This window comes from Streptomyces sp. ITFR-6, assembly GCF_031844725.1.
Lineage (GTDB): Bacteria > Actinomycetota > Actinomycetes > Streptomycetales > Streptomycetaceae > Streptomyces.
Genome location: NZ_CP134612.1, coordinates 929,292 through 955,481, shown reverse-complemented (window position 1 = coordinate 955,481; position 26,190 = coordinate 929,292). Strand labels below are relative to the sequence as shown.

The 26,190-nt window shown below is 72.0% G+C and carries 20 protein-coding genes, 1 tRNA gene and 1 riboswitch; of the genes, 13 read left to right on the top strand and 8 right to left on the bottom strand.

The annotated features are described in order from the left end of the window. Positions 1 to 100 precede the first annotated feature (100 nt). From RLT59_RS04160 to rbsD, 6 genes are all read left to right on the top strand, one after another. Positions 101 to 188: transfer RNA gene (locus RLT59_RS04160), tRNA-Leu, on the top strand. A 273-nt stretch (positions 189 to 461) separates the two neighbouring features. Next, positions 462 to 1,499, top strand: coding sequence for a LacI family DNA-binding transcriptional regulator (locus RLT59_RS04155; protein WP_311302104.1), 1,038 nt, complete (start codon positions 462 to 464; stop codon positions 1,497 to 1,499). Next, positions 1,496 to 3,106 carry a sugar ABC transporter ATP-binding protein gene (locus RLT59_RS04150; RefSeq protein ID WP_311302103.1) on the top strand — a complete coding sequence of 537 codons (1,611 nt, stop codon included), beginning with the start codon at positions 1,496 to 1,498 and terminating at the stop codon, positions 3,104 to 3,106. The genes RLT59_RS04155 and RLT59_RS04150 overlap by 4 nt, the downstream gene beginning before the upstream one ends. Further along, positions 3,096 to 5,063: an ABC transporter permease/substrate-binding protein gene (locus RLT59_RS04145; protein ID WP_311302102.1), complete on the top strand. Its 1,968-nt coding sequence runs from the start codon at positions 3,096 to 3,098 to the stop codon at positions 5,061 to 5,063. Before RLT59_RS04150 ends, RLT59_RS04145 begins: the two co-directional genes overlap by 11 nt. Before the next feature lie 56 nt (positions 5,064 to 5,119). Next, a complete protein-coding gene (locus RLT59_RS04140; protein WP_311302101.1) occupies positions 5,120 to 6,049 on the top strand; it encodes a ribokinase in 930 nt (309 codons plus the stop codon). After that, positions 6,046 to 6,435, top strand: coding sequence for a D-ribose pyranase (gene rbsD, locus RLT59_RS04135; RefSeq protein WP_311302100.1), 390 nt, complete (start codon positions 6,046 to 6,048; stop codon positions 6,433 to 6,435). Before RLT59_RS04140 ends, rbsD begins: the two co-directional genes overlap by 4 nt. Before the next feature lie 210 nt (positions 6,436 to 6,645). On the opposite strand, the gene RLT59_RS04130 is transcribed toward rbsD, so the two are convergent. The 6 genes from RLT59_RS04130 to RLT59_RS04105 form a co-directional block, all read right to left on the bottom strand. Continuing rightward, positions 6,646 to 7,857: a hypothetical protein gene (locus RLT59_RS04130; protein WP_311302099.1), complete on the bottom strand. Its 1,212-nt coding sequence runs from the start codon at positions 7,855 to 7,857 to the stop codon at positions 6,646 to 6,648. A gap of 153 nt (positions 7,858 to 8,010) precedes the next feature. Continuing rightward, positions 8,011 to 8,991, bottom strand: coding sequence for a sphingomyelin phosphodiesterase (sph, locus tag RLT59_RS04125; RefSeq protein ID WP_311307611.1), 981 nt, complete (start codon positions 8,989 to 8,991; stop codon positions 8,011 to 8,013). 206 nt (positions 8,992 to 9,197) lie between these two features. Beyond that, a complete protein-coding gene (locus RLT59_RS04120; protein WP_311302098.1) occupies positions 9,198 to 9,902 on the bottom strand; it encodes a class F sortase in 705 nt (234 codons plus the stop codon). Between the two features lie 91 nt (positions 9,903 to 9,993). Further along, positions 9,994 to 10,332: a sortase-dependent protein gene (locus RLT59_RS04115; protein WP_311302097.1), complete on the bottom strand. Its 339-nt coding sequence runs from the start codon at positions 10,330 to 10,332 to the stop codon at positions 9,994 to 9,996. A gap of 124 nt (positions 10,333 to 10,456) precedes the next feature. After that, on the bottom strand, positions 10,457 to 12,589 hold the full coding sequence (locus RLT59_RS04110; protein WP_399124781.1) for a sensor histidine kinase: 2,133 nt from the start codon (positions 12,587 to 12,589) through the stop codon (positions 10,457 to 10,459). Then, positions 12,576 to 13,301 carry a response regulator transcription factor gene (locus RLT59_RS04105; RefSeq protein ID WP_311302096.1) on the bottom strand — a complete coding sequence of 242 codons (726 nt, stop codon included), beginning with the start codon at positions 13,299 to 13,301 and terminating at the stop codon, positions 12,576 to 12,578. Before RLT59_RS04105 ends, RLT59_RS04110 begins: the two co-directional genes overlap by 14 nt. Before the next feature lie 186 nt (positions 13,302 to 13,487). Between RLT59_RS04105 and RLT59_RS04100 the strand changes: the two genes are divergently transcribed. Both RLT59_RS04100 and RLT59_RS04095 read left to right on the top strand, forming a co-directional pair. Further along, the gene (locus tag RLT59_RS04100; protein ID WP_399126828.1) at positions 13,488 to 14,309 is read left to right on the top strand and encodes a maleylpyruvate isomerase family mycothiol-dependent enzyme; all 822 of its coding nucleotides are present in this window, start codon (positions 13,488 to 13,490) and stop codon (positions 14,307 to 14,309) included. Between the two features lie 203 nt (positions 14,310 to 14,512). Next, positions 14,513 to 16,666 carry a tetratricopeptide repeat protein gene (locus RLT59_RS04095; RefSeq protein ID WP_311302094.1) on the top strand — a complete coding sequence of 718 codons (2,154 nt, stop codon included), beginning with the start codon at positions 14,513 to 14,515 and terminating at the stop codon, positions 16,664 to 16,666. A 6-nt stretch (positions 16,667 to 16,672) separates the two neighbouring features. On the opposite strand, the gene RLT59_RS04090 is transcribed toward RLT59_RS04095, so the two are convergent. Together RLT59_RS04090 and RLT59_RS04085 are read right to left on the bottom strand one after the other, a co-directional pair. Then, positions 16,673 to 18,025 carry a hypothetical protein gene (locus RLT59_RS04090; RefSeq protein ID WP_311302093.1) on the bottom strand — a complete coding sequence of 451 codons (1,353 nt, stop codon included), beginning with the start codon at positions 18,023 to 18,025 and terminating at the stop codon, positions 16,673 to 16,675. 523 nt (positions 18,026 to 18,548) lie between these two features. Further along, positions 18,549 to 19,031, bottom strand: coding sequence for a GtrA domain-containing protein (locus tag RLT59_RS04085; protein ID WP_311302092.1), 483 nt, complete (start codon positions 19,029 to 19,031; stop codon positions 18,549 to 18,551). A gap of 347 nt (positions 19,032 to 19,378) precedes the next feature. On the opposite strand from RLT59_RS04085, the gene RLT59_RS04080 reads away from it, so the two are divergent. The 5 genes from RLT59_RS04080 to RLT59_RS04060 all read left to right on the top strand — a co-directional run bounded on the left by RLT59_RS04080 (position 19,379) and on the right by RLT59_RS04060 (position 26,190). Beyond that, positions 19,379 to 21,445, top strand: a complete 2,067-nt coding sequence (locus RLT59_RS04080; protein ID WP_311302091.1) for a phosphocholine-specific phospholipase C — start codon at positions 19,379 to 19,381, stop codon at positions 21,443 to 21,445. 173 nt (positions 21,446 to 21,618) lie between these two features. Continuing rightward, positions 21,619 to 21,728, top strand: a riboswitch (SAM riboswitch). A gap of 49 nt (positions 21,729 to 21,777) precedes the next feature. After that, the gene (locus RLT59_RS04075; protein WP_311302090.1) at positions 21,778 to 22,170 is read left to right on the top strand and encodes a hypothetical protein; all 393 of its coding nucleotides are present in this window, start codon (positions 21,778 to 21,780) and stop codon (positions 22,168 to 22,170) included. Positions 22,171 to 22,371: 201 nt separating this feature from the next. After that, positions 22,372 to 23,667, top strand: coding sequence for a cytochrome P450 (locus RLT59_RS04070; protein WP_311302089.1), 1,296 nt, complete (start codon positions 22,372 to 22,374; stop codon positions 23,665 to 23,667). Beyond that, entirely contained in the window at positions 23,664 to 24,920 is a 1,257-nt protein-coding gene (locus RLT59_RS04065) for a cytochrome P450 family protein (RefSeq protein WP_311302088.1), read from the top strand. Before RLT59_RS04070 ends, RLT59_RS04065 begins: the two co-directional genes overlap by 4 nt. A gap of 262 nt (positions 24,921 to 25,182) precedes the next feature. Beyond that, the gene (locus tag RLT59_RS04060; protein ID WP_311302087.1) at positions 25,183 to 26,190 is read left to right on the top strand and encodes a LacI family DNA-binding transcriptional regulator; all 1,008 of its coding nucleotides are present in this window, start codon (positions 25,183 to 25,185) and stop codon (positions 26,188 to 26,190) included.

Sequence of the window (26,190 nt, the reverse complement as noted above, 5' to 3'; positions counted from 1 at the left end):
GGCCCGCACCCCGCTGACCACCGAATATGCAGGTGAGGCGGACCCCAAACCCCTGGTATTGTTTTCTTTGTCGCCGCGAGAGACCGCGGCTGATCACCCAGTCCGGGTGGCGGAATGGCAGACGCGCTAGCTTGAGGTGCTAGTGCCCTTTATCGGGCGTGGGGGTTCAAGTCCCCCCTCGGACACCAGCTCAGACCCCTGTTGATCAGGGGTCTTCTGCTTTTCCGGGCCCGGTGCACGACCGCCGGGCCCCTTCCCCGGCCGCCCGCGCGTTGGCGCGGGCCGCACGGCCACTCTCACCCGTCACGCCTGGCCCCCGCGCGTCACGATCCGGTCTCGGAGGACGGGAGGGGGCTTGTGTTCGGTCATGTAATCGATTCCAATCATCCATGTAATCGATTCCACGACCTTGGGTCGCTGGTTTCGAGGCGTACGGAAACCACAAGGAGGTGGTCCCGGAAATGGCGAGCATCAAGGATGTCGCGGCCCAGGCAGGAGTCTCTGTCGCCACGGTCTCCCGCGTCCTCAACAGCCATCCCTCCGTCAGCCCGGACGCGCGCAGACGCGTCCTCGCCGCCGTCGAAGCCCTCGGCTACCGGCCCAACACGCTGGCCCGCTCGCTGCGCACCGATCAGACCCGCACGCTCGGACTGGTCATCAGCGACGTGCTCAACCCGTACTTCACCGCGCTGGCCCGCTCCGTCGAGGAGGAGGCCCGCGCCCTGGGCTACAGCGTGATCATCGGCAACGCCGACGAGCGGCCCGAGCAGCAGGACGACCACGTCCGCACCCTGCTGGACCGCAGGATCGACGGGCTCCTCGTCTCGCCGGCCGATGGCGACTCCCCGCTGCTGCACGACGTCGCACGCGCCGGTACGCCGATGGTCTTCGTGGACCGCTGGATGCCGGGTGTGGACGTCCCCGTCGTACGCGCCGACGGACACCGGGCCATCCAGGACCTGGTCGCCCACCTGCACGCGCTCGGCCACCGCAGGCTCGCCATCATCGCCGGGCCCGCGGCCACCACCACCGGCGACGAACGCGTCGAGGCCTTCCGGGCCGCGATGAGCGCCCACGGACTCGCCCTGCCGGACGCCTACATCGGCCAGGGCGACTTCCAGGCTGCCAGCGGCCGGCGCGCCACCGAGCACTTCCTCGCCCTTCCCGAACCGCCCGAGATCGTGTTCGCGGCGGACAACCTGATGGCGCTCGGCGCCCTGGACGCCATCCGCGCCCACGGCCTCCGGGTGCCCGAGGACATCGGGCTCGCCGCCTTCGACGACATCCCCTGGTTCGTCCACACCGGGCCCCCGATCACCGCGATCGCCCAGCCGACCGGCGAACTCGGCCGCGCGGCCGTACGCGCCCTGGTCGACATCGTCGAGGGCAGGCCCCCGCAGTCCGTCACCCTGCCCGCCCGCCTCGTCGTACGCGGCTCCTGCGGCGAGCGCACCAGCGAACCGGAACCGTCCGCCACCGAGCCGAGGAGCAACGCGTGAGCGAGTCAGTCGAGTTGCCGCGCGCCGACGAGTCGGTCGAACTGCTGCGCGTCGAAGGCGTGCGCAAGACCTTCCCCGGGGTGGTCGCCCTGGACAGCGTCGACTTCGATCTGCGCAGCGGTGAGGTACATGTCCTGCTCGGTGAGAACGGCGCCGGCAAGAGCACCCTCATCAAGATGCTCTCCGGCGCCTACCGGCCCGACAGCGGCCGAATCTTCGCCCGGGGACAGGAAGTCCGCATCAACGGGGCGCAGGACGCGGAGAAGCTCGGGATCGCCACGATCTACCAGGAGTTCAACCTGGTCCCCGATCTCACGGTCGCCGAGAACATCTTCCTCGGCCGCCAGCCGCGCCGGTACGGGCTCATCGACCGGCGCCGGATGGAGGCCGATGCCGAGGTGCTGCTGCACCGCGTCGGCCTGCATGTGTCGCCCCGGGCGAAGATCCGCGAACTGGGCATCGCCCGGCTCCAGATGGTCGAGATCGCCAAGGCCCTCAGTCTGGAGGCGCGCGTCCTGATCATGGACGAGCCGACCGCGGTCCTCACCTCGGAGGAGGTCGACAAACTCTTCCGGATCGTGCGCAGACTGCGCGAGGACGGTGTCGGCATCGTCTTCATCACCCACCACCTGGACGAGATCGCCGCCCTCGGTGACCGCGTCACCGTCCTGCGCGACGGCCGCAGCATCGACCAGGTGCCCGCCTCGACGCCGGAGGCGGAACTCGTCCAGCTGATGGTCGGCCGCAGTATCGACCAGCAGTACCCCCGTGAACGTACCGATGCCGGGGAGCCGTTGCTGTCCGTGCGCGGCCTCAGCCGGGGCGGCGTCTTCCACGACATCAGCTTCGAGGTGCGGGCCGGTGAGGTCGTCGGCCTCGCCGGACTCGTCGGGGCCGGCCGCACCGAGGTCGCCCGCGCCGTCTTCGGCGCCGACCCGTACGACGCGGGCACCGTCCAGGTGCGCGGCGAGCGGCTCGGCAAGCACGACGTCACCGCCGCCATGAACGCCGGGCTCGGCCTCGTCCCCGAGGACCGGAAGGGCCAGGGCCTGGTGCTCGACGCCTCCGTGCAGGAGAACCTCGGCCTGGTCACCCTGCGCGCGGCGAGCCGCTCCGGGCTGGTCGATCTCAAGGGCCAGCGCACGGCCGCCGCCCGGATCGCGGAACAGCTCGGCGTACGGATGGCGGGCCTCGGCCAGCACGTCCGCACCCTCTCCGGCGGCAACCAGCAGAAGGTCGTCATCGGGAAGTGGCTGCTCGCGGACACCCGGGTGCTGATCCTCGACGAACCTACCCGGGGCATCGACGTCGGCGCCAAGGTCGAGATCTACCAGCTCATCAACGAGCTGACCGCCTCCGGGCACGCCGTACTGATGATCTCCAGCGATCTGCCGGAGGTCCTCGGCATGAGCGACCGGGTGCTGGTCATGGCCCAGGGCCGGATCGCCGGGGAACTCCCCGCGGAGCGGGCCACCCAGGACGCCGTGATGGCCCTCGCCGTCGGCTCCGCCCCCGCAACCGAACGCAACGAACGCAACGAACGCAACGAACGCATCGAACCCACCGAACGCATCGAGAACGACGAGGAGGGCCCCCGTGGCCACTGACACCCATCCGCGCAAGGCGGGCGCGGGAGCCGCCGGGCCGGGCCTGCGCCGTCTGCTGCTCGACAACGGAGCCCTCACCGCCCTGGTCGTCCTGCTGCTGGCGATGTCCCTGCTCTCGGGCGACTTCCTCACCACCCAGAACCTGCTGAACGTCGGCGTACAGGCCGCCGTCACCGCGATCCTCGCGTTCGGCGTCACCTTCGTCATCGTCTCCGCCGGCATCGACCTCTCCGTCGGCTCGGTCGCCGCGCTCTCCGCGACGGTCCTCGCCTGGTCGGCTAAGTCGGCGGGAATGCCCGTCGTGCTCGCGGTCCTCCTCGCCGTCGCCACCGGCATCGCCTGCGGCTTCGTCAACGGCGCCCTCGTCGCGTACGGGAAGCTGCCCTCGTTCATCGCGACACTGGCCATGCTGTCGATCGCCCGCGGACTGTCCCTGGTGATCTCCCAGGGCAGCCCGATCGCGTTCCCCGACTCCGTCTCCACCCTCGGTGACACGCTCGGCGGCTGGCTGCCCGTACCGGTCCTCGTCATGATCGCCATGGGGCTGATCACCGCCCTCGTCCTCGCCCGCACCTACCTCGGCCGCTCGATGTACGCGATCGGCGGCAACGAGGAAGCGGCCCGGCTCTCCGGGCTCCGGGTCAAGAAGCAGAAGCTGGCCATCTACGCGCTGTCCGGCCTCTTCGCCGCCGTCGCGGGCATCGTCCTCGCCTCCCGGCTGACCTCCGCCCAGCCGCAGGCCGCGCAGGGGTACGAGCTCGACGCGATCGCCGCCGTCGTCATCGGCGGCGCCAGCCTCGCGGGCGGTGTCGGCAAGGCCTCCGGCACCCTGATCGGCGCACTGATCCTGGCGGTGCTGCGCAACGGCCTCAACCTGATGTCCGTGTCCGCCTTCTGGCAGCAGGTCGTCATCGGGGTCGTCATCGCGCTCGCCGTGCTGCTCGACACGCTGCGCCGCAAGGCCGGTCCCGGGGCCGCGTCCTCGGCCGGCTCCTCCGCCGCCGGGCCCGGATCACCGGGATCGGGGCGCGGAGGAGCGATGAAGGCCGGTCTCGCACTGGTCTGCGTGGCGGCCGTCATCGCCGCCGTGACGTTCTTCAACTCCGGTTCCTCCGGCGGCAACACCCGGATCGGGATGTCCCTCTCCACGCTCAACAACCCCTTCTTCGTCCAGATGAAGGCGGGTGCGCAGGCCGAGGCCAAGGCCGCCGGGATCGACCTCACCGTCACCGACGCGCAGAACGACGCCTCGCAGCAGGCCAACCAGCTCCAGAACTTCACCAGTTCCGGGGTCGACTCGGTCATCGTCAACCCGGTGGACTCCGACGCGGTCGGACCGGCCGTGCGCGGCGCCAACGACGCGGGCATCCCCGTGGTCGCCGCCGACCGGGGCGTCAACAAGGCGGACACCGCGACACTGGTGGCCTCCGACAACGTGGCCGGTGGCAAGCTCGCCGCCAAGGCCCTCGCGGACAAGCTCGGCGGCAAGGGCGGCATCGTCGTCCTCCAGGGCACCGCGGGCACCTCCGCCAGCCGCGAGCGCGGAGCGGGCTTCGCCGCAGGCATCAAGGCGTACCCGGGCATCAAGGTCGTCGCCACCCAGCCCGCGGACTTCGACCGCACCAAGGGCCTGGACGTCATGACCAACCTCCTCCAGGGCCACCCCGGAATCACCGGTGTCTTCGCGGAGAACGACGAGATGGCGCTCGGCGCGGTCAAGGCGCTCGGCAGCAAGGCCGGAAAGTCGGTCTCCGTGGTCGGCTTCGACGGCACACCGGACGGCCTGAAGGCGGTCGGCGCCGGCACGCTGTACGCGTCCGTCGCCCAGCAGCCCAAGGAGCTCGGGAAGATCGCCGTGCGGAACGCGGTCCGGGCGGCCGAGGACAAGAAGGTCGCCGGCACGGTCAAGGTGCCCGTCAAGGTCGTCACCCGGCAGAACGTGGCCGACTTCTCCTGACCGGGCGACACACCACCCCGGCCACCCGCTCCACGGAAGGAAGGCAGTAGCAGCAGATGTACGAGAACGAGGACTCCGGCCCCGCCCGGTACGACCTCCTGGTCGTCGGTTCGGCCAACGCCGACCTGGTCATCGGCGTCGACCGGCGCCCGGCGGCGGGGGAGACGGTGCTCGGCTCCGACCTGGCCGTCCACCCGGGCGGCAAGGGCGCCAACCAGGCGGTCGCCGCCGCCCGGCTCGGCGCCCGAACGGCGCTGCTCGCCCGGGTCGGTGACGACGCGCACGGCAGGCTGCTGCTGGAATCGCAGCGGTCCGCGGGCGTCGACACCACCGGAGTCCTCGTGGGCGGAGCGCCGACGGGCGTCGCCCTGATCACGGTCGACCCGACGGGCGACAACAGCATCGTCGTCTCGCCGGGCGCCAACGCACGGCTCACCCCGGCGGACATCCGGGCGGCGGGCCCCCTCCTCTCCGCCGCCCGGGTCGTCTCCGTCCAGCTGGAGATCCCGCTGGACACGGTCGCTGAGACGGCGCGCGTGCTCCCCGCGGGGACCCGGCTCGTCCTCAACCCGTCCCCGCCCGCCCCGCTCCCCGCCGAAGTGCTGGCGGCCTGCGACCCCTTGGTGGTCAACGAGCACGAGGCCCGCTTCATCCTGGGCCGGGACGCGGGCACCACCCCCGAATCCTGGGCACGGGCCCTCACCGCGCTCGGCCCCCGCTCGGTGGTGATCACCCTGGGCGCCGGCGGCGCACTGGCCGCCGACACCCGTACCGGGGAGTGCGTACGGGTGCCGAGCCCCGAGGTCGACGCGGTGGACACGACCGGTGCGGGCGACGCGTTCACCGCGGCCCTGGCCTGGCGGCTCGGCCTGGGGGAGACGCTCCTCGTGGCGACGGCGCTCGCCGTCAGGGTCGGCGCGGCAGCCGTCACCAGGCAGGGCGCCCAGGCTTCGTTCCCCACCGAGGAAGAGATCGGCGCACTGTGAAGAAGTCAGGCATCCTCAACCGTCATCTCGCGGGCGCCCTGGCCGAGTTGGGCCACGGCGACACCGTCCTGATCTGCGACATCGGCATGCCCATCCCCCCGGGCCCCCGCGTCGTCGACCTGGCCTTCCGGGCGGGCGTCCCCTCGTTCGCGGAGGTGCTCGACGGGCTGCTGGGCGAACTCGTGGTGGAGGGCGCGACGGCGGCCGAGGAGATCCGGGACGCCAATCCGGCGGCGTCCCGCCTGCTGGCCGAACGCCTCCCGGACCTCACCCACGTCTCCCACGACGCACTCAAGGCGCTCACGGCCCATGCGCGCCTGGTGGTGCGCACGGGCGAGGCGCGGCCGTACGCGAATGTGCTGCTGCGCTGCGGGGTCTTCTTCTGAGCAGCCTGCCGACGGCGCACGGGCTGGTCCTGCGCATCGGCCCAGGGCGCGCGGGGCACGGGCTGGCCCGGCGCGTCCGGCCACGGCGCGCGGCGCACGGGCGGGCCCCGCGCATCGGCCCCCGGCGCACGGCGGGCCCCGGGCGTCCGGCCACGGCACGCCGGCTGGCCCTGCATGTCCGGCCACCGCGCACGGGCGGGCCCCGCGCGGTCAGTCCGCCGTCACGATTCCATGGCCCGTGACGGCCACGAGCACCCGGCGGTACTCCGCGGGGCGGGCATCGAAGTCCACCCGCGCGGCCAGCCCGGCGGCGTCGCTGTTCTGCCCCCGCAACAGGTCCACCGACGTCTGCGTGAACCGGTCCGCGAGGCCGCCCCGCGCGGCCTCGGCCAGCTCCGCGCGCAGCAGCGCCACGGATTCCCGGGCGAGGCGGCGACGGTCAGGCCCGGCACGCAGCATCTCCCGGTACCCGCCGCACGGTTCGGCGTCGGCCAGCAGCGGTTCGAGCCGCTCGGCCAGGGCCCGTCCCGCCACCGCCGTGCGCCGGGCGGCCGCTCCGCCTTCCACCAGCACCTGGAGAGCGACCAGCAGAGCCGTCGTCCGGGGCTCGGGCCGGTCGGGGTCGACCCGTACGGCGGCGGTGGCGTCCAGCCGGTCGGAGATCCGCCGCGCGGCGGCCACCGCGCGCCCGGCCGCCCGGGGCCCCACCCCCGGTAACCGGCCCAGCTCCCACGCCCCGGCGCCGAGCACGTCCCGCACGCTCCGGATGCCAACCTGCTCCCACTCACCGGCGCCGGGCCGCCCCCTGACCGCCCAGCGCAGCCGCGCCACCGGCAGCCGGGCCAGCCGGTCGTCCACCAGCTCCCTGTGCAACGGCGCCCAGGCCGCCCGTACGGCCTCCACGGCCCGCTGGTGATCGACGGCGACCGCCTCGGCGGCGTCACTGAGCAGCCGGGCCCGCCGCATCACCCGCGGACTCACCCCGCTCGCCCGTGCCACCGCCCGGATGTTCCCGCCCACGAGACCGACGATCGTCACGAGCAGGCCGACCGCCACCAGCGCGTCGGAGATCCGGATCAGCTTGTCGCCCGGTCCGCCGTCCTGGTCCAGCTCGTACAGATCACCTCGGTCCGCGCCTTCGGTTAGCACGAAGCCGCTGTCCCGGCCGAGCCCGGAACCCTCGTCGTAGTACGGCGCCTTGAGGATCGGATCGCGTTCCGGATCACACCGGTACGGGCCCTCGCGCTCGCCCTGCCCGAACGGATCGGCCCACCGCACGGTGCACGTCCCGTCGGCCGACTCGTTGAGCACCGTCAGCTCCACCTGCCGTAGCTCGGGGTAGCCGGGCGCGGCCAGATACACGCCCAGCGAACACCCGATCAGGACCAGGCCGACCGCCAGCACCCACCGGAACACGGGCACATGACCCCTGATCCGGTCCCCCTCGCGTCGCGACCGCCATCCCCCTGCCCGCCCAGCTTGCGCCGTGCCCGGCCGGGCAACAAGAAGCGAGACCGGCAGCCCCGGGCCCCGGTACCTGCCTGATCCCGGCAAGGACCGGGGTCTGGACGCCGGTTATTGGTCCGATGCCACGACCGGGTAGTGATCGGAGAGGTCCGTGTACGTGTAGTCCGTCCCCCAGCTCGACACCGTCCACGGCGCGCTCTCCTCCTTGACCACCTCGTTCGTCCACCCCGCCGGCTTCGCGTGCCCCGTGCGGTGCAGCACGTGGTCCAGGTCCTCGCGGGGGTCGTCGGGGTAGCGCTCCGAGGCGATCGAGTTGTCCCGGGTGTCGAAGGAGTAGGGGTGCCCGGTGCGGGCGTCCGCAGCGGTGAGCCCGGCGTTCGCGAGCATGGTGGCGTACTCGGGGGAGCGGGAGTCCACGTTGAGGTCACCTGCCACGATGACCTGTTCCGAGTCGGGGATGTCCTTCGCGTCGAGGAACGCGTCGATCTGCTGGAACTGCGCCGCCCGGATCGCGGCCGCCTCGCCCGACGCACACCCCGGGTCGGTCGACTGGGTGTGGGTGCCCACCACGTGCACACGTACGCCGTTGACATTCAACTCGGCATACGCGAAACCCTTGTTGGACCACCAGTCACTGCCGCAGGCGTCCTTGTAGATGTGCTGCTCCTGGCGGATGACCGGCCACTTGCTCAGGATCGTGACGCCGCCGTCCTCGGGCGTGGTGGCCGAGTAGGCGCCGCTGGTGGCGTCCCAGCCACTCCGGCTCCGGCCCACCACCGGTGTGTGGTAAGGGTATTGGCCGGAGGCGTTGCGGGTCAGGGCGTCGGAGGCGGTGTTGTCGAACGCCTCCTCCAGTACGACGACGTCATTGCCCTGGAAGAAGCCGGCCTTCGGTATCCCGGCGGCCCGGTGCGCCTGCCCCCAGTTGGGGTAGAGGCCGGTGCTCATCAGGAACGTGTTGTACGTGAGCACCCGGAGCGGTGGGGTGTCGGCCGCCGATGCCCGCGGCGCGACGGCCACCAGTGCGGCGGCGGTGAGCGTGGCGGACAGGGTCACGCCGGAGATTCGGCGGAGCGCGGAGTGCGGCACGGGGTACTCCTGAGTCTGCTGCTGCATGGGGGGCGGGTGAATGCTGGAACCCATGAAAGCAGCAGGAGTTACCCGTGGGTAGACGGCAGATGCCGGGAGCCCTGACCGCAGCCGTCCAACAGGTGCCCGCCGCGTCCCCGACACCGGTCCCGCCCCGGACACCTGCCGCGCCCCGGACACTCGTCACCCCCGGTCTCCGCCGCCCGTCACTTCCGCTCGGCGTACACGATGAGGTTGTCCACGGGGTGCCCCTCGGCGTCGAACGCGCCGTCGCAGGTGATCAGCCGCAGTGCACGGGCCTTGGTGTGTCCGTAGACCCGCGCGGTCGGGAACGCCTTCTTGCTCGCCGTCTCCCGGCCGGTGACCTCGAAGTGGATCTCGGCGCCACGGTCGTCGCGGACGCTGATGTCCGCACCCTTCGCGATCTTCTTGAGGTCGTGGAACACGGCTCGGCCGAAGCGGGTGTCGTTGTGGCCGATCAGTACGGCGGGGCCCGGCTGACCGGGTACGGAGCCGCCGGTGTACCAGCCGGTCGTCATGCCCTTGTCAGCGGGCGGCACCTCGACCGTGCCGTCGGGGTTGAGCCCGAGGCGCATGACCGCGCTGTTGATGCCGAGGGAGGGGATGGAGACATGGACGGGCGGCGCGGCGGACTTCGCGGATGTGGACGGGGACGGCGGCGCGGAATCGGACGCGGTTCCCTTCCCGGACGCGGTTCCCTTTCCGGGCGCGGGAGTTCCGGTCGCAGCGGGCGACTCGGCGCTCCGGGCCGCGGCCGAGGACTTCGACGGCGAGTCGTCGGAGCAGCCGGTCAACGCGGTCAGTGCGGTCAGCGCGAGGCAGGCGTACACCGGCAGTGCGGTACGCCGGAGGAACTGGGGCGTGCGGGATATCTGGGGCGTGCGGGACATGAGGACGGACTCCAGAAGTGATCGGCCGACGACAGTGGCGCCGTCCTGATGCAGGACGGCGCCACTGCCGGCTCTATCGGCTGAGGGTTGGTCAGCCGTTGCGACGGCCGGTGGAGCGGCGGCGCAGGACGACCGTTCCGGCGCCCGCGACCAGGAGGGCCGCCACGGCGGACCCCGTGACGGCGGCGGTGTTGTCACCGGACGTGCCGGCCGGGCGCTCGCCCGCCGCGACTCCGCCGCGCGGGGCCCTGGTCGGTGCCGCGGTGGCGGGGGCGGCCGAGGGCGCTTCGGAGGGAGTGGCCGCCTTGGTCGGCCGCGCGGGCGAGGGGGTGGGGGAGGAGTCGGCGAAGGCCGAGGCGGCGGGGACGCTTACCGCACCGACCACCACAGCGGCCAGGACGGTGGTACGCAAGGACGAGCGCAGGGACATGTATATGGCTCCGTTCAGGACGGCCCCGAAGGCGCCGCGGTGCGGAATCGCACCGCGGCGCGAGGCGTGCTGACAGGCTGTCCCGGAGTTATGAAGAAGCTGTCAGGACGCTGTGTTCATCGCATCAGGGCAGCTCGGACTCGTGCTCGGAACCATGCTCGGGCCCGCGCTCGGAACCACGCTCCGGCCCGCCCTCGGAACCATGCTCGGGCCCGTGCTCGGACTCGTGCCCGGACCCGTTCAGGTCGTGAGCCGGGACGCGGTCGGCCGGGAGGCGGAGCGTGAACACCGACCCCTGCCCCGGCACGCTCACCGCGGTGACGGTGCCGTCGTGCGCCTCGGCGAGCTTCCGTACGATCGCCAGCCCCAGTCCGCTGCCTCCCGTGCGCCGGCTGCGGGACTTCTCGCCGCGCCAGAAGCGGTCGAAGACATGGGCGAGGTCCTCCGGGGATATGCCGCTGCCCGTGTCCGCGACGTCCACCAGAACCGCGTCGCCGGGCTCGGAGCCGTACGCGCGCAGGGTGACGCTTCCGCCGGACGGGGTGTGGCGTACCGCGTTCGAGACCAGGTTGCCGATGGCCTGGCGCAGCCGGACGGGGTCGGCCGTCAGCCCCGGGACCGGGTGGTCCGGGGCCACGGGCAGCACGGTCAGCGCCACCCCGGACGTCTCGGCGCGGGCCTGGTGCGCGGCGGCGACCTGGCCCAGCAACTCCTCGATCCGTACCGGCTCTGCGTGCAGTCTGAGCGCGCCCGCGTCGGCCTGGGCCAGATCCTGGAGGTCGTCGATGATGTGCTGCAACTGCACCGCCTCCTCGTGCAGCGAGGCGATGAACGCCGGGTCCGGCTCCGCCACCCCGTCCTGCGCCGCCTCCAGCCAGCCGCGGATGTTGCTGAGCGGGGTGCGCAGTTCATGGGCGACATCGCTGACCATGGCCTTGCGCTGGGCCTCCAGCCGCGCGCGGTGGGCGGACATGTCGTTGAACGTGACGGCGAGCCGCCCGATCTCGGTGTCCGAGGCGACCAGCACCGGCACGCTGTCCTCGCCGTCCCGCATCCGCTGTGCGGCGCCCGTCAGCGCGCGCAGGGGGCGTACGAGCCGTGCGCCCACCAGGACCGACGCGCCTACGGTGAGAGCGAGGACGAGCGCCGCCGCCCCCGCGATCTTCGCGGTGTTGGCCGGTGAGAGATCGAAACCGGGCACCGTCGCGCCGCCGGTGTCACCGATGAACAGCAGGGCGGGCGAGGCGACGTACGAACCGAGCTGTTCGCGGCGGGCCGTGCCGACACAGGAGGCGATCGCCCGGTCGTCCTCGCTGTTCCCGGCCGCCTTCGAGGGGTCCGGAGCGGGGCTGGGCGCGTCTGTGGGGGCATAGGTCGCTGCCGGGCTGGGCGACGCCCGCGGCTGCTCGGTGGGAATCGCCACGGTCGGCCTGGGTTCCATGGGCTGGCCCCAGGACAGATCCAGCTTCAGCTGGACGCCGGCCCGGCCCTGGCGCTTCAGGCAGGCGTCGGCCAGCTGGTTGAGGGCCTTGAGCGCCTTCCTCTCGGTCGGGGTCGGGCTGTCCAGTTCATCGGTGGCGCAGCGCGTGCCCTGGACGCGGTCGGGGTCGTTGCCCACCACCTGGATCCCGGGGCGCCCGCTCGCGCTGCGGACCACGTCGGAGGCGATCCCGGTCGCGCTGAGGCAGGACACCTTCCGGTCCGCGGTCTTCTGCAGCGCCGCCCGCTCGGAGGCGGGCAGCCGGAACGGCCCGACCGCTCGCGGATCGACCCGGTCGGCCGGAGCGCCTGAGGCGCCCGCGGTCTCGGCCGCCAGCGCCGTGTCCACCGACAGCGGATCGACGATCGCCGAGGCCTGCGCCGGCAGCGCCGCCGCCGACTTCGGATCGGCCGAGTCAGCGAGCGGAGCGCGCCGTTCCGTCGTCAGGGCGATCCGCCGGCCGGACTGCTTCGCCAGGTCGCGCACGGTCTTCCCGACGCCGACCCAGGTGGGATGAGCCGCCGCGTATCCGAGCAGGCTGTGGTAGATCCGGGCGTCGGCGGTGAGGTTCTGCCCCTGCTCCTGCCGGATCGCGCCGGACGTCGTCTGCACGGCCAGCCAGGCGGTGGCAGCCACCGAACATGCCGCCACGAGCGCCGAGACGGCCAGCAGCCGGGCGAAGAGGCTCTTGCGCAGCGGCAGCCGCGCCCGCTGTCCGGCGTCCGCCGCCTGCTGGACGGAGCCGGGCGCCCGTCCCCCGCCGCTACGACGACGCACGTGCCGCCGCCTTCGCCGGGTCCGTCAGCTTGTACCCGACACCGAAGACGGTGAGCAGCCGGGTCGGCCGGCGCGGGGCGGGTTCTATCTTCTTGCGCAGGTTCATGATGTGCACGTCGACCGTTCGGTCGCTGATGTACCGGTCGAATCCGTGCAGTTCCGCGAGCAGTTGCTGCCGGGAGAAGACCCGGTCGGGCTCGGCCGCGAGCGCCGCGAGGATCCTGAACTCACCGGGGGTGCATTCGACGGGTTCACCGCCGATCGAAACCAGATGCCGGGCCGGATCGACGACGAGCGAACCGACCGTCAGAGTCGGGTCGTCGTCCGGCTCTGCGCCCGTGACGCGACGGCTGCGTCGCAACAGCGTACGGACCCGGGCCATCAGCTCACGCGGGCTGTACGGCTTGGTCACGTAGTCGTCCGCGCCCAGATCGAGCCCGAGCAGCAGATCGTCCTCGGTCGTGCGGGCCGTCAGCATCAGCACCGGCAACTCCCGGCACTCGGCGCGCAGGACACGCACCACGTCCAGACCGTCGGCACGAGGCATCATCACATCGAGGACCAGCAGGTCGGGCTCCCGTTGCCGGACCAGGTCGAGGGCCGCGAGACCGTCGCCGACGAGCGTGACGGAGTGGCCCTCCCGTTCCAGGTAACGGCGGAGGAGTTCGGCCTGTTTCTCGTCGTCTTCAGCGACGATCACGTTTGCGCACACGTGCTCGATCGTAGAGGGGTTCGAACAGTGCACCTCGGCCTCTTGCCCGAGGTGGCCTTGTACTGCTCTCGTGTACCCGCAGGTAACTGACATGCGCGACGTTCGTACACGTGCGACAGCCGTGCGCTGCGTGTGCCGGACGAGGCGTACGTGACGGGCACGGCGTTCACGAGGGCGGGTAGCAGGGTGGAGCCGGTGGCGGGGCACGAGGCACGGGGCAGACTGCCCGAAGGACTGGCCGACGCGATACGGGAGACGGCCGCCGAGATCGCCGCGCTGCTGCGCGCCGCCCCCGGCATCGGGCTGCCGGTGCCCAGGTCCGAGTGGACCGTGGGGGAGGCGGCGGCACATCTGGCGCAGGCCAACCAGCTGATGGCCGACGTGGCCGCCGGACGCCCGCGCGACTACGGGGACGGCACCCCGCAGGGTCTGGCCGAGGCCAACGAACGGGCCCTCGCGGCGTTCGGCGAACGGGCGGCGGAGCCGTTGGCCGCGATGATCGTGTCGCAGACCGCCGCGTTCCTCGACGCGGCGGCCGAGCACTCCTCGGACGGGACACTGATGACGCCGATGGGCCCGATGAACCGCGCCGTCCTCGGCCCGTACCTCCTGACGCACATGCTGGGCCACGGCTACGACCTGGCGCGGGCACTGCGGCGCCCGCACATGGCCGACCGGGTCAGGGCCGGGCTCGCCCTGCCCTTCTTAGTCGAGGCCATGCCCCGGGTGACCGACGACCGGGCCACGGCGGGTCTCACCGCCCGCTACACGGTCCGGCTGTGGGGCGGCGGCCGCTTCGGGGTGATGTTCACCGACGGCGCGGTGGCGGTGGACCACCGGCCGCCGGACCACCCGGACTGCACGATTTCCATCGAGCCGGTCACGTTCCCGCTGATGGCACTCGGCCGCAGCAACCCGGCGGGCGCCATGGCCAGGGGACGGGTCCTGGCCTGGAGGCGCAAGCCGTGGATGGGCCCCCGCTTCCCGGAGTACTTCACGGCGCCGTGACCCCGGGACAGACAGCTCTCGGCCCCGACCGCCGTGCGACTCCATGAGCTCGTGGTGCGCGTCGGACCGGCCAACTCCCCGTCCTGGGGGCGCGGTGAGCACACGGCTCGCCGTCCCACTCGGTAGATTGCGTCTGCACGGTGGCAGCGGCGGTGCCGGGGAGGGCGCATCGCGCGGAACACCGGGAACGGGGAGTGCGCCACATGCTGGATCCCATTTCGCTGACAGCCGTCTCGGCGGTGCTCGGTGCGGTCGGCTCGGGAATGGCCAACGAGGCCGGAAGATGGGCGTGGGAGTCGACCGGCGGATACGTCCGCCGCATCGTCGGCCGAGAGACCCCGGCGCCCGTCGCACCCGGCGAACTCGACGCGGTCGCCCTCATGGTGTCGGAGCGACTCCGCCAGGACCCAGGGCTCGCCTCCTCCTGGACGGCGTTCGCGAGCCGGGTGAGCGGTACGGGCCGGGGCGGGGCAGCGGGCTTCACGCCGCGAGCCGGGCAGCCCGGTCTCCCCGCCTCCACAAGGTTCTTCACCGACCGCAAGGAGGCGCTGAAGAGCCTCGACCGCGAGGCGTCGCGGCGCGCGGACGGCACCCCGAGGCTGGCCCTGGTGCACGGCGCTGAGGGCATGGGCACCAGCACGCTGGCGGTGCACTGGGGGGTCCGCCAGGCCGGCCTGTTCCCGGACGGCCAGCTCTACGCGGATCTGGCGGGCGGCACGACCGCCGCGCGCGGCACGGGGGCCGTGTTGCGTGGCCTGCTGCGCCAACTCGGCGTGCCGGACGAGGAAATGCCGACCGCCGCCGACCAGCTGAACGAGTTCTTCCGAGGCTGTGTGGCGGACCTGAGGCTGCTGATCGTCCTCGACCACGTCCACTCGGCCGCCCAGATCCGGCCGCTTCTCACCTCCGCGCCCGCCGTGTTCACGATCGTGGTGGCCCGCAGCCCGTTTCCCGGCCTTGACGCGGTGCGCGTTCCCGTCGGCCCGCTGGCGGACAAGGACGCGGTACGGCTGCTGACCCAGCTCCTGGACAAGCCGGCGATCGCCGCGGCCCGCGCCACCCTGCCCTCCGTCCTCGCCCGGTGCGGCGGATCGCCGTACGCCCTGCGCGCGGCGGCGCCCCGCCTCACCGGGGCCGTCTCCGGCACACCGGCCGGGGGCGACCCGGTACGGGCGGCGGCGCAGGACACCTACGGCACGCTGGACCCGGGGACGGCGAGGCTGTACCGCCTGCTGGCGGTACGCGAATGGCCCGCCTTGGACGCCGCGGTGGCCGCCCGTGTCGCCGGGGTGACGCCGGAGGACGCCGAGCGGCGGCTGGAGGAACTGGCGGACGGGCTCCTGCTGGAGCGCAACACCACTGCCGACGGCCGGACCCGCTACCACTACCGCGCGGCGGTCCGCGGACATGCCGAGTCCGTCGCCGTGCGGGAGGACGGCATCGCCGGCTGTTCGGCCGCGATGGCGCGAGCCCTGCGCTGGTACGTCGATCTGTCGACATCCGCGGCGCATCAGGCGCTGCCCGAGAGCTGGCGGGTCCCCGCGCCCACGGGCACCCGCGAAACCCCGGCCTTCGAAAGCCGGGGCAAGGCGCTCGACACACTGATCGCCGAGTCCGGCAACCTGATTCAGGCAGTCCACTGCGCGGAGGAGTCCGGCGACCCGGCCTCGGCCGTACGGCTGTGCCGCTCCCTGTGGCCGCTGCAGCTCAAGGCCGGCCGCCACGAGACGCTGCTGCCCGCCCTGCGCGCCGGAGCACGGCTCGCCGACGCCCACCTGCCGGGGAGCGCGGACGCGGGAGCACTGCACGCCCAACTCGCGCACACGCTCACCGAGCTGCGCCTCTGGGACGAGGCCGAGGCGGAAGCGCTCGCGGCCGCGCGGGCCGAGGAGGCGGCGGGGCACAAGCGGGGCCATGCGTCGGCGACGGAGTTCCTCGGACTGCTGAGGCTTCGGCAATGGCGGTTCCAGGAGGCCTACGAGTGCTTCGAAGAGGCTGACGCCGTGCTGGTCACGATCCGAGCAGCGGACGAAGGAACCGCCGACGTCCCCCGCGCACGTGCCCTGCTGGAACGCCACCGGGGCCGTGCCCTGCGCGGCCTCGGCAGGTACGGGGAGTCCAGGGAACGGCTGGAAACGGCGCTGCGTCACTTCCGCGCGGACGGTGACACATACAACACGGCCCGGACGCTGACCGACCTGGCCGAGACCTGGCTGGACCAGTCGGACACGGCCGCCGCGCGCCCCCTGGTCGAGGCGGCGATCACGACGCTCAGCGGGCAGAGCGCCGAGTACCACGTGGCGTATCTGCGGTCCATGCGCGAGCGCTGCACGGCCGGGGAGTACGGCACCGGCTGAGGCGGGTCACCCGGCGGACAGGCCGGTGACCCGCACCCGCACGCTCCCGACCCCGGCCCGCACGGTGAACCCGCCGTCATCCAGCAGGCTCGCGAGCCGCTCCGCCATGACGTCGCCGCCGCCCCCGGCCCCCAGCAGCGCATGGAGGGCGCTGGCGGCGGCAGCGGGGTCCACCGAGGCCTCCGGCGGGCACGTCAGGCTGAGCAGCCGGCCGCCCCTCGGCCGGACGACACACTCGGACGGGCCGACGGTGAAGGCGGCCAGCGCACAGCCGGGGTGGCGGTGCAGCACCTCGGCCGTCCAGACCGCCGGAGACCCGAACCGGGGATCGCCGGGCCGGCCGTCCCGGAAGACGACGTCGGCCAGCTCCAGCCCGTCCACGTCGCGGGTGTCCTCGTGCACGGCGACGTGCGCGTCGCCGCCCGCGTACTCGGCCGAGGGCGGTGACCCCGCCCAACGGGTCATCGAGACCTCGCCCGGCCGCGTCACCCGGGTCTGCACGTGGAGGGGTGCCGTGACGGACACCGGCTCGTGGCCGGGCAGCGGCAACGGCTCCAGCGAGGCGGCCCACTCCGGCTCCGCCGCACCCATCATCGAATAGAAGAGGGACCGCAGCCGGACCGCGGCCTCACCCGGTACGGAGGTCGTGTACTCGGCGGGCCCCGGCAGCGGCCGGTGGTGCTTCACGAGCCGGTCGATCTGCCCGCGCAGCGGCGCACCGGGGTCCAGCCGGGGCGCCACCCGCATGAAGTCGGAGATCGGTGCCCCGGGATCGAGTTCGTCCAGCGGAGCAGCGGCCAGCAGCACCGGAGTGCCGAGCGCCGCCGCGTAGAAGGTGACGGACCCGTGGTCCCCGACCACCGCGTCGGCCGCCACCAGCGCCTGCCGCCACCCCTCCAGCGGATCGATCAGCACCAGCCCGCAGCGCCGCGCCCGGTCGAGCCAGGCCCGGACCTGGCCGGGGCCGTGCCCGTGCCAGATATTGGGGTGCAGGACGGCGGCGAAGCGGTACTCGTCCACGGGGAACTCGCCTGCGAGCCGGGGCAGCAACGCGGGCAGGAGGTCGTCGCCGCCCGCGCCGCCGTCCCCGAAGAACGACGCCGGATTCCACGTGGAGTTGAGGACGATCAGCCGTTGCCCGGCCCGTACCCCGAGAGCCCGGCGGAAACGCTCGCGGTAGGGGCGGGCGGCGAGTGCGCGGTCGAAGCAGGGGTCACCGGCGAGCACAGCGGTCGGCGCTGCCTCGGGACACGAGGCGCGCAGCCGGTCGCACTGCTCGGGATGGGAGAGGACGAGAGCGTCCGCGATGGGTACACCGTCCGCCAGGACCCACTGCGGAGCCTGTCCGAATACGGGCACGGGGCCGGGCTCCGCTCCTGCGCCGGTGTTCGGTGTTCGGTGTTCGGTGTTCGGTGTTCGGTGTCGCCAGCTTCTTAGTGTATCCGACACCATGCGAGAGAATGGCCAACTTGCTTGCCAGGCGCTCCAGTTGGCCACCGAAGCTGGCGGAGACGGCCAGGTCCACCGGTGTTTCGAGGGCCTGTTCCCACGGCAGCACCGGCACTCCGGTCCCGGCGAGGAGCTCGGCCGTGCCGGCCGAGAACGCCGAGGACTCCGGGCAGGTGGCGAGGAGCTGGATCCGCAGATCGCCGTCGAAGAGCGGCAGCACGTCCAGGAGCCGGGTGGCGGAGGTCACGTTGTGCACGACGACCAGCACCCGCAGGCACTTCCCGCGGGTGGCCCACCGCACGGCACCGTCCCCGACCGGCACTCGCAGCCATCCGGCCCGCCCTTGTGTCACCCGCGCCCCCACTCGGCCCATGGGCCGCGCGACTGCCCGGCCGACCAGTCACGATATCCAATCGGCCCGGCCGGCGCCCGGTCAGGCGGCCATCGCCACGGACGTCTTCCCGAGCACCGGGCCGGGGGCCGTGCCGGCCTTCCGGTCCCCGAAGACCACCACCCGCAGCAGGGCGAACCGCCCGACCCCGGCCAGCGCCGACGCCGAAAGGTACACAGTCTGCTCGACCAGGGCCGACGGCTCGGAGCGGAACGCGTACAGACAGAGCAGCGCCCCGGTCGTGAAGGCGTAGCTGACGGCGACGGTCAGCCCGGACTGGAGGTGCACGCCCCACCCCCGGCGTTCGCTGCGGAACGACACCCGGCTGTGCAGCTCGGTGGCTATCACCGTGGACACCACGGTCACCAGCGCGTTCGCCAGGGCCAGCGGCATCCGGTCGTCGAGCAGCACCAGCACACCGCTGGAGGCGACCCCGACCCCGCCGCCGCAGACCACGAAGCGCACGAATGCCGCGACAAGGGCGTGGGTCGTGCGCGTCGGCTGACGGGGTGGGGCGGCGGTCACGGGATTCCTCCGGGGACTGTGTGGTGCGGTACGAATATCTCAACCCAGAACCTACGGACCCGGCGTCCTCCCCACGACCCGGTTTCTCACCGCCCTTCCTGGGGGTTGTCCCCCAGGGGACCCCGGGGGACAACCCCCAGGGCGGCGCGGTTTCGACGGTGCGGGATTCCGGGCCGCGTAGGGGGCGTCCGCCGCGTCCCGCCCGGGTAGTGACACGCCTCGTCGCCGGGTGTTCGGCCGAAGGACACCGTGTGCACACCGCACGGGTCTTCCACCGGACCGTCGGTTCTGGAACACTCCTGTCGTTTTCGCCCTTATGTTTCCTCACCCCACAGAGGCCCCCACTCATGGCAGATCTCAACCGTCGCCGCCTCCTGCAACTCGCCGGAGGCACGGTTGCCTTCAGTACGCTGTCGAGCAGCATCGCCCGCGCCGCCTCACTGCCCGCGAAGGGTCGTACGGGCACGCTCCAGGACGTCGAGCACATCGTCGTACTGATGCAGGAGAACCGTTCCTTCGACCACTACTTCGGCACGATGAAGGGTGTGCGCGGCTTCGGTGACCCGCGTCCGGTCACGCTGCCCGGCGGAAAGCCGGTCTGGCACCAGAAGGATCTGGCCGGCAAGGAGGTGCTGCCGTTCAGGCCGCCCGCCGACGACCTCGGGCTGCAGTTCCTCCAGGACCTGAACCACGACTGGGCCGGTGGGCACCGGGCGCTGAACAAGGGCGCGTACGACCAGTGGGTGCCCGCCAAGACCGCCACGACGATGGCCCACCTGACACGTGAGGACATCCCGTTCCACTACGCCCTCGCCGACGCGTTCACCGTCTGCGATGCCTACCACTGCTCGTTCCTCGGCTCGACCGACCCGAACCGCTACTACCTGTGGAGCGGGTACACCGGAAACGACGGCACCGGCGGCGGTCCCGTGCTCGGCAACGACGAGGCGGGGTACGGCTGGAAGACCTACCCCGAGCGGCTGGAGGAGGCCGGGGTGTCGTGGAAGGTCTACCAGGACATCGGTGACGGGCTCGACGCCGCCGGTTCCTGGGGGTGGATCGACGACGCTTACCGGGGGACGTACGGCGACAACTCGCTTCTCTACTTCAACAGTTACCGTGACGCCAAGCCCGGCGATCCCCTCTTCGACAAGGCGCGCACCGGGACCGACGTCAAGAACGGGGACGGGCTCCTCGACGACCTGAGGGCCGATGTCCGGGCCGGGACGCTCCCCAAGATCTCCTGGGTCGTCTCGCCCGAGGCCTACAGCGAGCACCCCAACTGGCCCGCCAACTACGGTGCCTGGTACATCTCGCAGGTGCTCGACGCACTGACCTCGGACCCCGAGGTCTGGGGCCGGACCGCCCTCTTCGTCACCTACGACGAGAACGACGGCTTCTTCGACCACGTCGTGCCGCCGTTCGTGCCGTCCGGCGCGGCGCAGGGGCTGTCCACCGTGGACACCTCCGCCGACCACTTCCCCGGCGACACCCGGTACGCGGCCGGTCCGTACGGGCTCGGTCAGCGCGTGCCCATGACGGTCGTGTCCCCGTGGAGCACCGGCGGGTTCGCGTGTTCGGAGGTCTTCGACCACACCTCCGTCATCCGGTTCATGGAAGAGCGCTTCGGTGTGCACGAGCCCAACATCTCGCCCTGGCGGCGCGCTGTCTGCGGCGATCTCACCTCGGCCTTCGACTTCCGTACGACGGACACCGCGCCCGCCTCGCTGCCCTCCACGGACGGATACGCGCCGCCGGACGGGGACCGGCACCCCGACTACGTTCCGGTGCCGCCGGTCTCCGGCAGCGTGCCGAAGCAGGAGTCCGGGACGCGGCCCACCCGGCCACTGCGGTACGCGCCGCTCGTGGACGGGGCGGCAGACCCGGGCACCGGGAAGTACCAGCTCACCTTCAGTGGCGGGGACGAGGCCGGAGCGCAGTTCCTGGTGACGTCCGCCAACCGCGGTGACGGGCCCTGGACCTACACCACAGAGGCGGGCAAGTCGCTCTCCGACAGCTGGAACACGGCCTACTCCAGCGGCGTGACCGACCTCACCGTGCACGGTCCGAACGGTTTCCTGCGGACCTTCAGGGGGCCCGGCAAGGCGGCCGGTCCGGAGGTGACGGCGCGTCATCACGCGGTGAGCGGAGCTCTCGACCTGACTCTCAGCCATGCCGGTACGGAGACGGTCCAGCTGACCGTGCGCAACGCGGACGCCTACGGCGGCGGTACGCAGACCTTCGCGGTGCGGTCCGGCGCGACCGTGCAGCACACCGTTGACCTGCGCGGAAGCAAGCGCTGGTACGACATCGAGGTGGTCTCGGACGCGGACGCCACGTTCCTCCGCCGGTTCGCCGGACACGTCGAGACGGGTGAGGCCGGAACGAGTGACCCGGGCCTGGTCACCGGCTGACGGGGCGGCACGGGGCGGCACGGGCGGCTGAACGGAAGCCGGACCGCCGTCGGGGGAGAGGCGGGGGCGCACGGGGTCGGGTCCGGCCCGTTCCTGTGCGTCCCTGACCGCCCGTCGGTTGAGCGGTCCCGCGTGTCCGGGCGCGCCCGCTCGGTGCGTTAGGGTTTTTGCCGGGTCATGAGTTCCAGTGCGCAGCCCCGGCTTGCTGGACGGCACCCCGCTCCGCTGCGGGTGCTCCGGGTGACGACCTGCCCCGTGCGCGAGGTGCGGGGAACAGCGGACCGCGGTGCAGAGCGCTCGGGGTCCATCATCCCCGGAAGGCGGGACTCACCATGCTGCGTCATCTCCCCGAGCACGGCTCCGTGCGGAGCGGGAACTGCGAGCGGTACGCCGCAGGCCACCAAGTGCACTGGATCCACGCCAAGAAGTGCCGGCAGGAGCCTGGTCAGGCCGTCGAGATACTGCTGACCGCGGACGATGTCCGGGACGACGGCTGGGTCGGTCTGCGGGCCGCGTTCGACTACGCGGGCGCCCTTCCGAGGGTGTGGACGCATGCTCCGGACGGGCTGCGGGAGACCCTCGCCGGTCACCGGGGACGCGTGTACTGGCTCTCCAAGTGGCATGCGCTGAAGCTCGTGACCGGTGCCGACCGGGTCGCCGGACTCGTCAACGTCGCCTTCGAGGCAGGGGAGCTGTGCGGCGGCCCGGGTCCCGTGCGCTCGTAGCCGCGTCGCCGTACCGCGTCGGCACCTGGAGGCGGTGCCGGATTCGGTCGTCAATTGTCGTGAGATGTCGACCGGTTGCTCTGTGTTGGGTGCATATTTGATCGTCATTGGCTGCTGTGGTGTCACATAAAATCCTTATAGTGGGCGTGCGTTGACCGCACGATCGTGACGCGTGACACTGCCGCCACAGAAGTCAGGACGATGACGCGCCCTTCCTCCGCAGAGCCCGAGTCCGTCTCACCTCCTTCGGAGTGCCCCGCGCACGCGGGTCCCGGCCCCGTACCCCTCAGCGGGCCCTCGTTCCAGACCGAGCCGCGAGCCGTCTATCGCGCCATGCGGCGGGACCACGGGCCGGTCGTCCCCGTCGAGCTGCCGGGCGGGTTCCCCGCCTGGCTGGTCATCGGCTACCGGGAACTCCATCAGGTCACCAGTGACGGTGAGCTGTTCCCGCGCGACGTCGGCCTCTGGAACCAGTGGGAGCACATCCCGCAGGACTGGCCGTTGCTGCCCATGGTCGGGCGGCCGCTGCCGTCCATCTACTTCAGCGCGGGCGACGAGCACCGGCGGCACGCCCGGATGGTCGGACCCGCCCTCGAAGGAGCCGACCCGTTCGAGATCCGCAGCCACTGCGAGCAGTTGGCCGACCGGCTGATCGACGCCGTGTGCAGCCGGGGCACGGCCGATCTCGTCGCCGACTTCTGCGAGCCCCTTCCGGTCCTGGTCCTCGCGAGGCTGGTCGGATTCCCCGACGACGAGGGCGGCGCCATCGCCCACGTGCTCAAGGACCTGGCCGACGGCGGTCCGGGCGCGCAGGAGGCCCATCTGCGGTTCGGGGAACACATGGCGCGACTCGTCGCCGCGAAGCGTGCCGCACCCGGCGACGACGTGACCTCCCGGATGCTCGCGTTCCCCGAGGCCTTCACCGATGAGGAGTACATGCTCGACCTGATGGCCATCACGGCCGCCGGGCACCTGACCACCGCCGACTGGATCAGCAACTCACTGCGGCTGATGCTCACGGAGGACGAGTTCGCGCAGTCCATGGCGGGCGGCCGGCGCAGCGTGGCCGAGGCCATGAACGAGGTGCTCTGGGAGGACGGGCCGACGCAGATCCTCGCCGGACGCTGGGCCGCCCGCGACACCCGGCTCGGCGGACGGCCGATCAGGGCGGGGGACATGCTGCTGCTCGGGCTCGGCGCCGCCAACACCGATCCGCTGATCCGGCAGAGCCTGACCGGCGGCGGCTCCTCGGGCCAGGGCGGCAACGGCGCGCATCTCGCCTTCAGCCACGGCGAGTACCGGTGCCCCTTCCCCGCCCAGGAGATCGCGGAGACCATCGCGCGTACCGGCATCGAGGTGCTGCTCGACCGCCTGCCCGACCTGGAGCTCCGGGTCCCCGTCGCGGATCTGGTGCGACGGCCCTCCGCGTTCCTGCGCGGTACCACCGCGCTGCCCGTTCGGTTCACCCCCGTTCGTACGACAGGAGACCTCTCGTGAACTGCCCTCACGCCGCTGCGCACGCTGCTGCCCCGGACGGCGGGACCGTCGTCATCGACCCCATGGTCCAGGACCTGGACGGTGAGACCGCGAGGCTGCGTGAGGCCGGCCGGCTGGCCAGGATCGAGCTGCTCGGCGTACCCGCCCGGACGATCACCCGGCACGCCGACGCCCGTCAACTCCTGGTCGACCCGAGGCTGGTGAAGGATCTCGACGCCTGGGGACTGTGGAAGAGCGGCGAGGTGACGCACGCGTGGCCGCTCATCGGCATGATCGACGCCGGGCCGTCCATGTTCACCGTGGACGGCGCCGAGCACCGGCGGCTGCGCACCAAGACCTCCCAGGCGCTCACCCCCCGCCGGCTGGAGGCCCTCAGGCCCGACATCGAGAAGTTCACCGAGGAACTGCTGGACGCGCTCGCGGACGGCGGCAGGGACGGGGCCGTCGTCGACCTCAAATCGGTGTTCGCGCAGCCGCTGCCGATGCGGGTCGTCGGCATGCTCATGGGCGTGGACCCCGCCGAGAACGCCATGCTGACCAGACAGTACAAGGCCTTCTTCTCGATGCTCACCCCGCAGGACGAACGGCTGGCCCTGCTGGCCGAGTTGGACGTCTTCTACGCCGGGCTGGTCCGCGAGAAGGCCGCCCGGCCCACCGACGACCTGACCTCCGCGCTCATCCTCGCCGACGAGGGCGGCGAGCCGCTCACGGAAGAAGAGGTGGTGGGCAACCTCAAGGCGATGGTCGCGGCCGGCCACGAGACCACCATCGGGCTCATCCTCAACGCGGTACGAGCCCTCCTGTCCCACCCGGAACAGCTGCGGATGGTCCTCGAAGGGGAGGCCTCCTGGGAGGCGGTGATCGAGGAGACGCTGCGGTGGGACACCCCGACCACCCATCTGCTGATGCGGTTCGCGACCGAGGACATCCAGGTGGGTGACGACGTCATAGCCAAGGGCGAGGGCGTGGTCATCTCGTACCGGGCCATCGGCCGGGACTTCGAGCAGCACGGCGCAGACGCGGACGCCTTCGACATCACCCGCCCCGCCCCCATCCGGCACATGACGTTCGGCCACGGTCCGCACATCTGCCCCGGCGCCGCGCTCTCCCGGGTCGAGGCGGGGATAGCGCTGCCCGCCCTCTTCGCCCGGTTCCCCGGACTGCGGCTCGCGGTGCCGGACACGGACCTCCGCAAGCTCCCGGTGATGACCCAGAACGACATGGAGGCCTTCCTCGTACTGCTCGACGCCTGAATCGGGCCGGACGGCATAGCGTGGCGGTGGCCGTACGGGCGACCGCCACGGGCCGCCGTCTCCGCAGACATCCGTCGACGCACGTGTGTCGAAGCGCTTCGACAACGCTATGGACACGCTTTAGCAGCACGTCTAGGCTCACACCATCCGTACACGCACAAGGTGATGGGTGGGGAGTGGAAGCGCTTCGCCGCAGTGGTGTCCGACTGAAGCCGCCCCTCCGCGTGCCGGTGTCCGACGTCGTTCCGTGATGGAGAGCTGAATGGTCACCCTTGCCGAGGTCGCACAGCACGCCGGAGTCTCCGCCAGCACGGTGAGCTACGTCCTCAGCGGGAAGCGGTCCATCTCGGTCCCCACCCGGGAACGGGTGGAACGGAGCATCAAGGAGCTCGGCTACCACCCCAACGCGGGTGCGCGGGCGCTCGCCAGCAGCCGGTCGAACATCATCGCGCTCATGGTGCCGCTGCGTACCGACATGTACGTCCCCGTGATGATGGAGATCGCCATCGCCGTCGCCACGACGGCCCGCGTCCACGGCTACGACGTCCTGTTGCTGACCGGTGAGGAGGGCCCGGCCGCGGTGCGCCGGATCACCGGCAGCTCGCTCGCGGACGCCATGATCCTGATGGACGTCGAACTGCACGACGAACGGCTTCCGCTGCTGCGCGAGACAGACCGCGCCGCCGTGCTGATCGGACTGCCCGCCGACACCGCCGGTCTCACCTGCGTGGACCTCGACTTCGAGGCGACCGGGGCGCTCTGCGTCGAGCACCTCGCGGAACTCGGGCACCATGAGATCGCGGTGATCGGCGAGGCGGCCGCGGTGTACGAGCGGCACACCGGATTCGCCGAGCGGACCGTCGACGGAGTACGGGCCAGGGCGCGGGAGACCGGCGTGCGGGTCCTGCACCGGCCCTGCGAGGGCGGCTACCCCGCGATGGCCCAGACCCTCTCGCGGATATTCGACGAGCGCCCCGGCACCACGGGCTTCATCGTGCAGAACGAGTCCGCGGTGGAACCGCTGCTCAACCTGTTGCGCCAGCAGGGCCGGGCCGTGCCCGAGGATGTTTCGGTGGTCGCCATCTGCCCCCAGCAGGTGGCCTCCCAGGCCTCGGTGCGGCTCACCTCTGTGGCCATTCCCGCGCAGGAGATGGGGCGCCGCTCGGTCGAGCAGGTCGTCGCCAAACTCTCCGGCCGGGGCACGGACGGAACGGAGCTGCTGGCACCGGAGCTGACGGTGCGGGAGAGCACCGGCCCCGCCCCGAGGTGA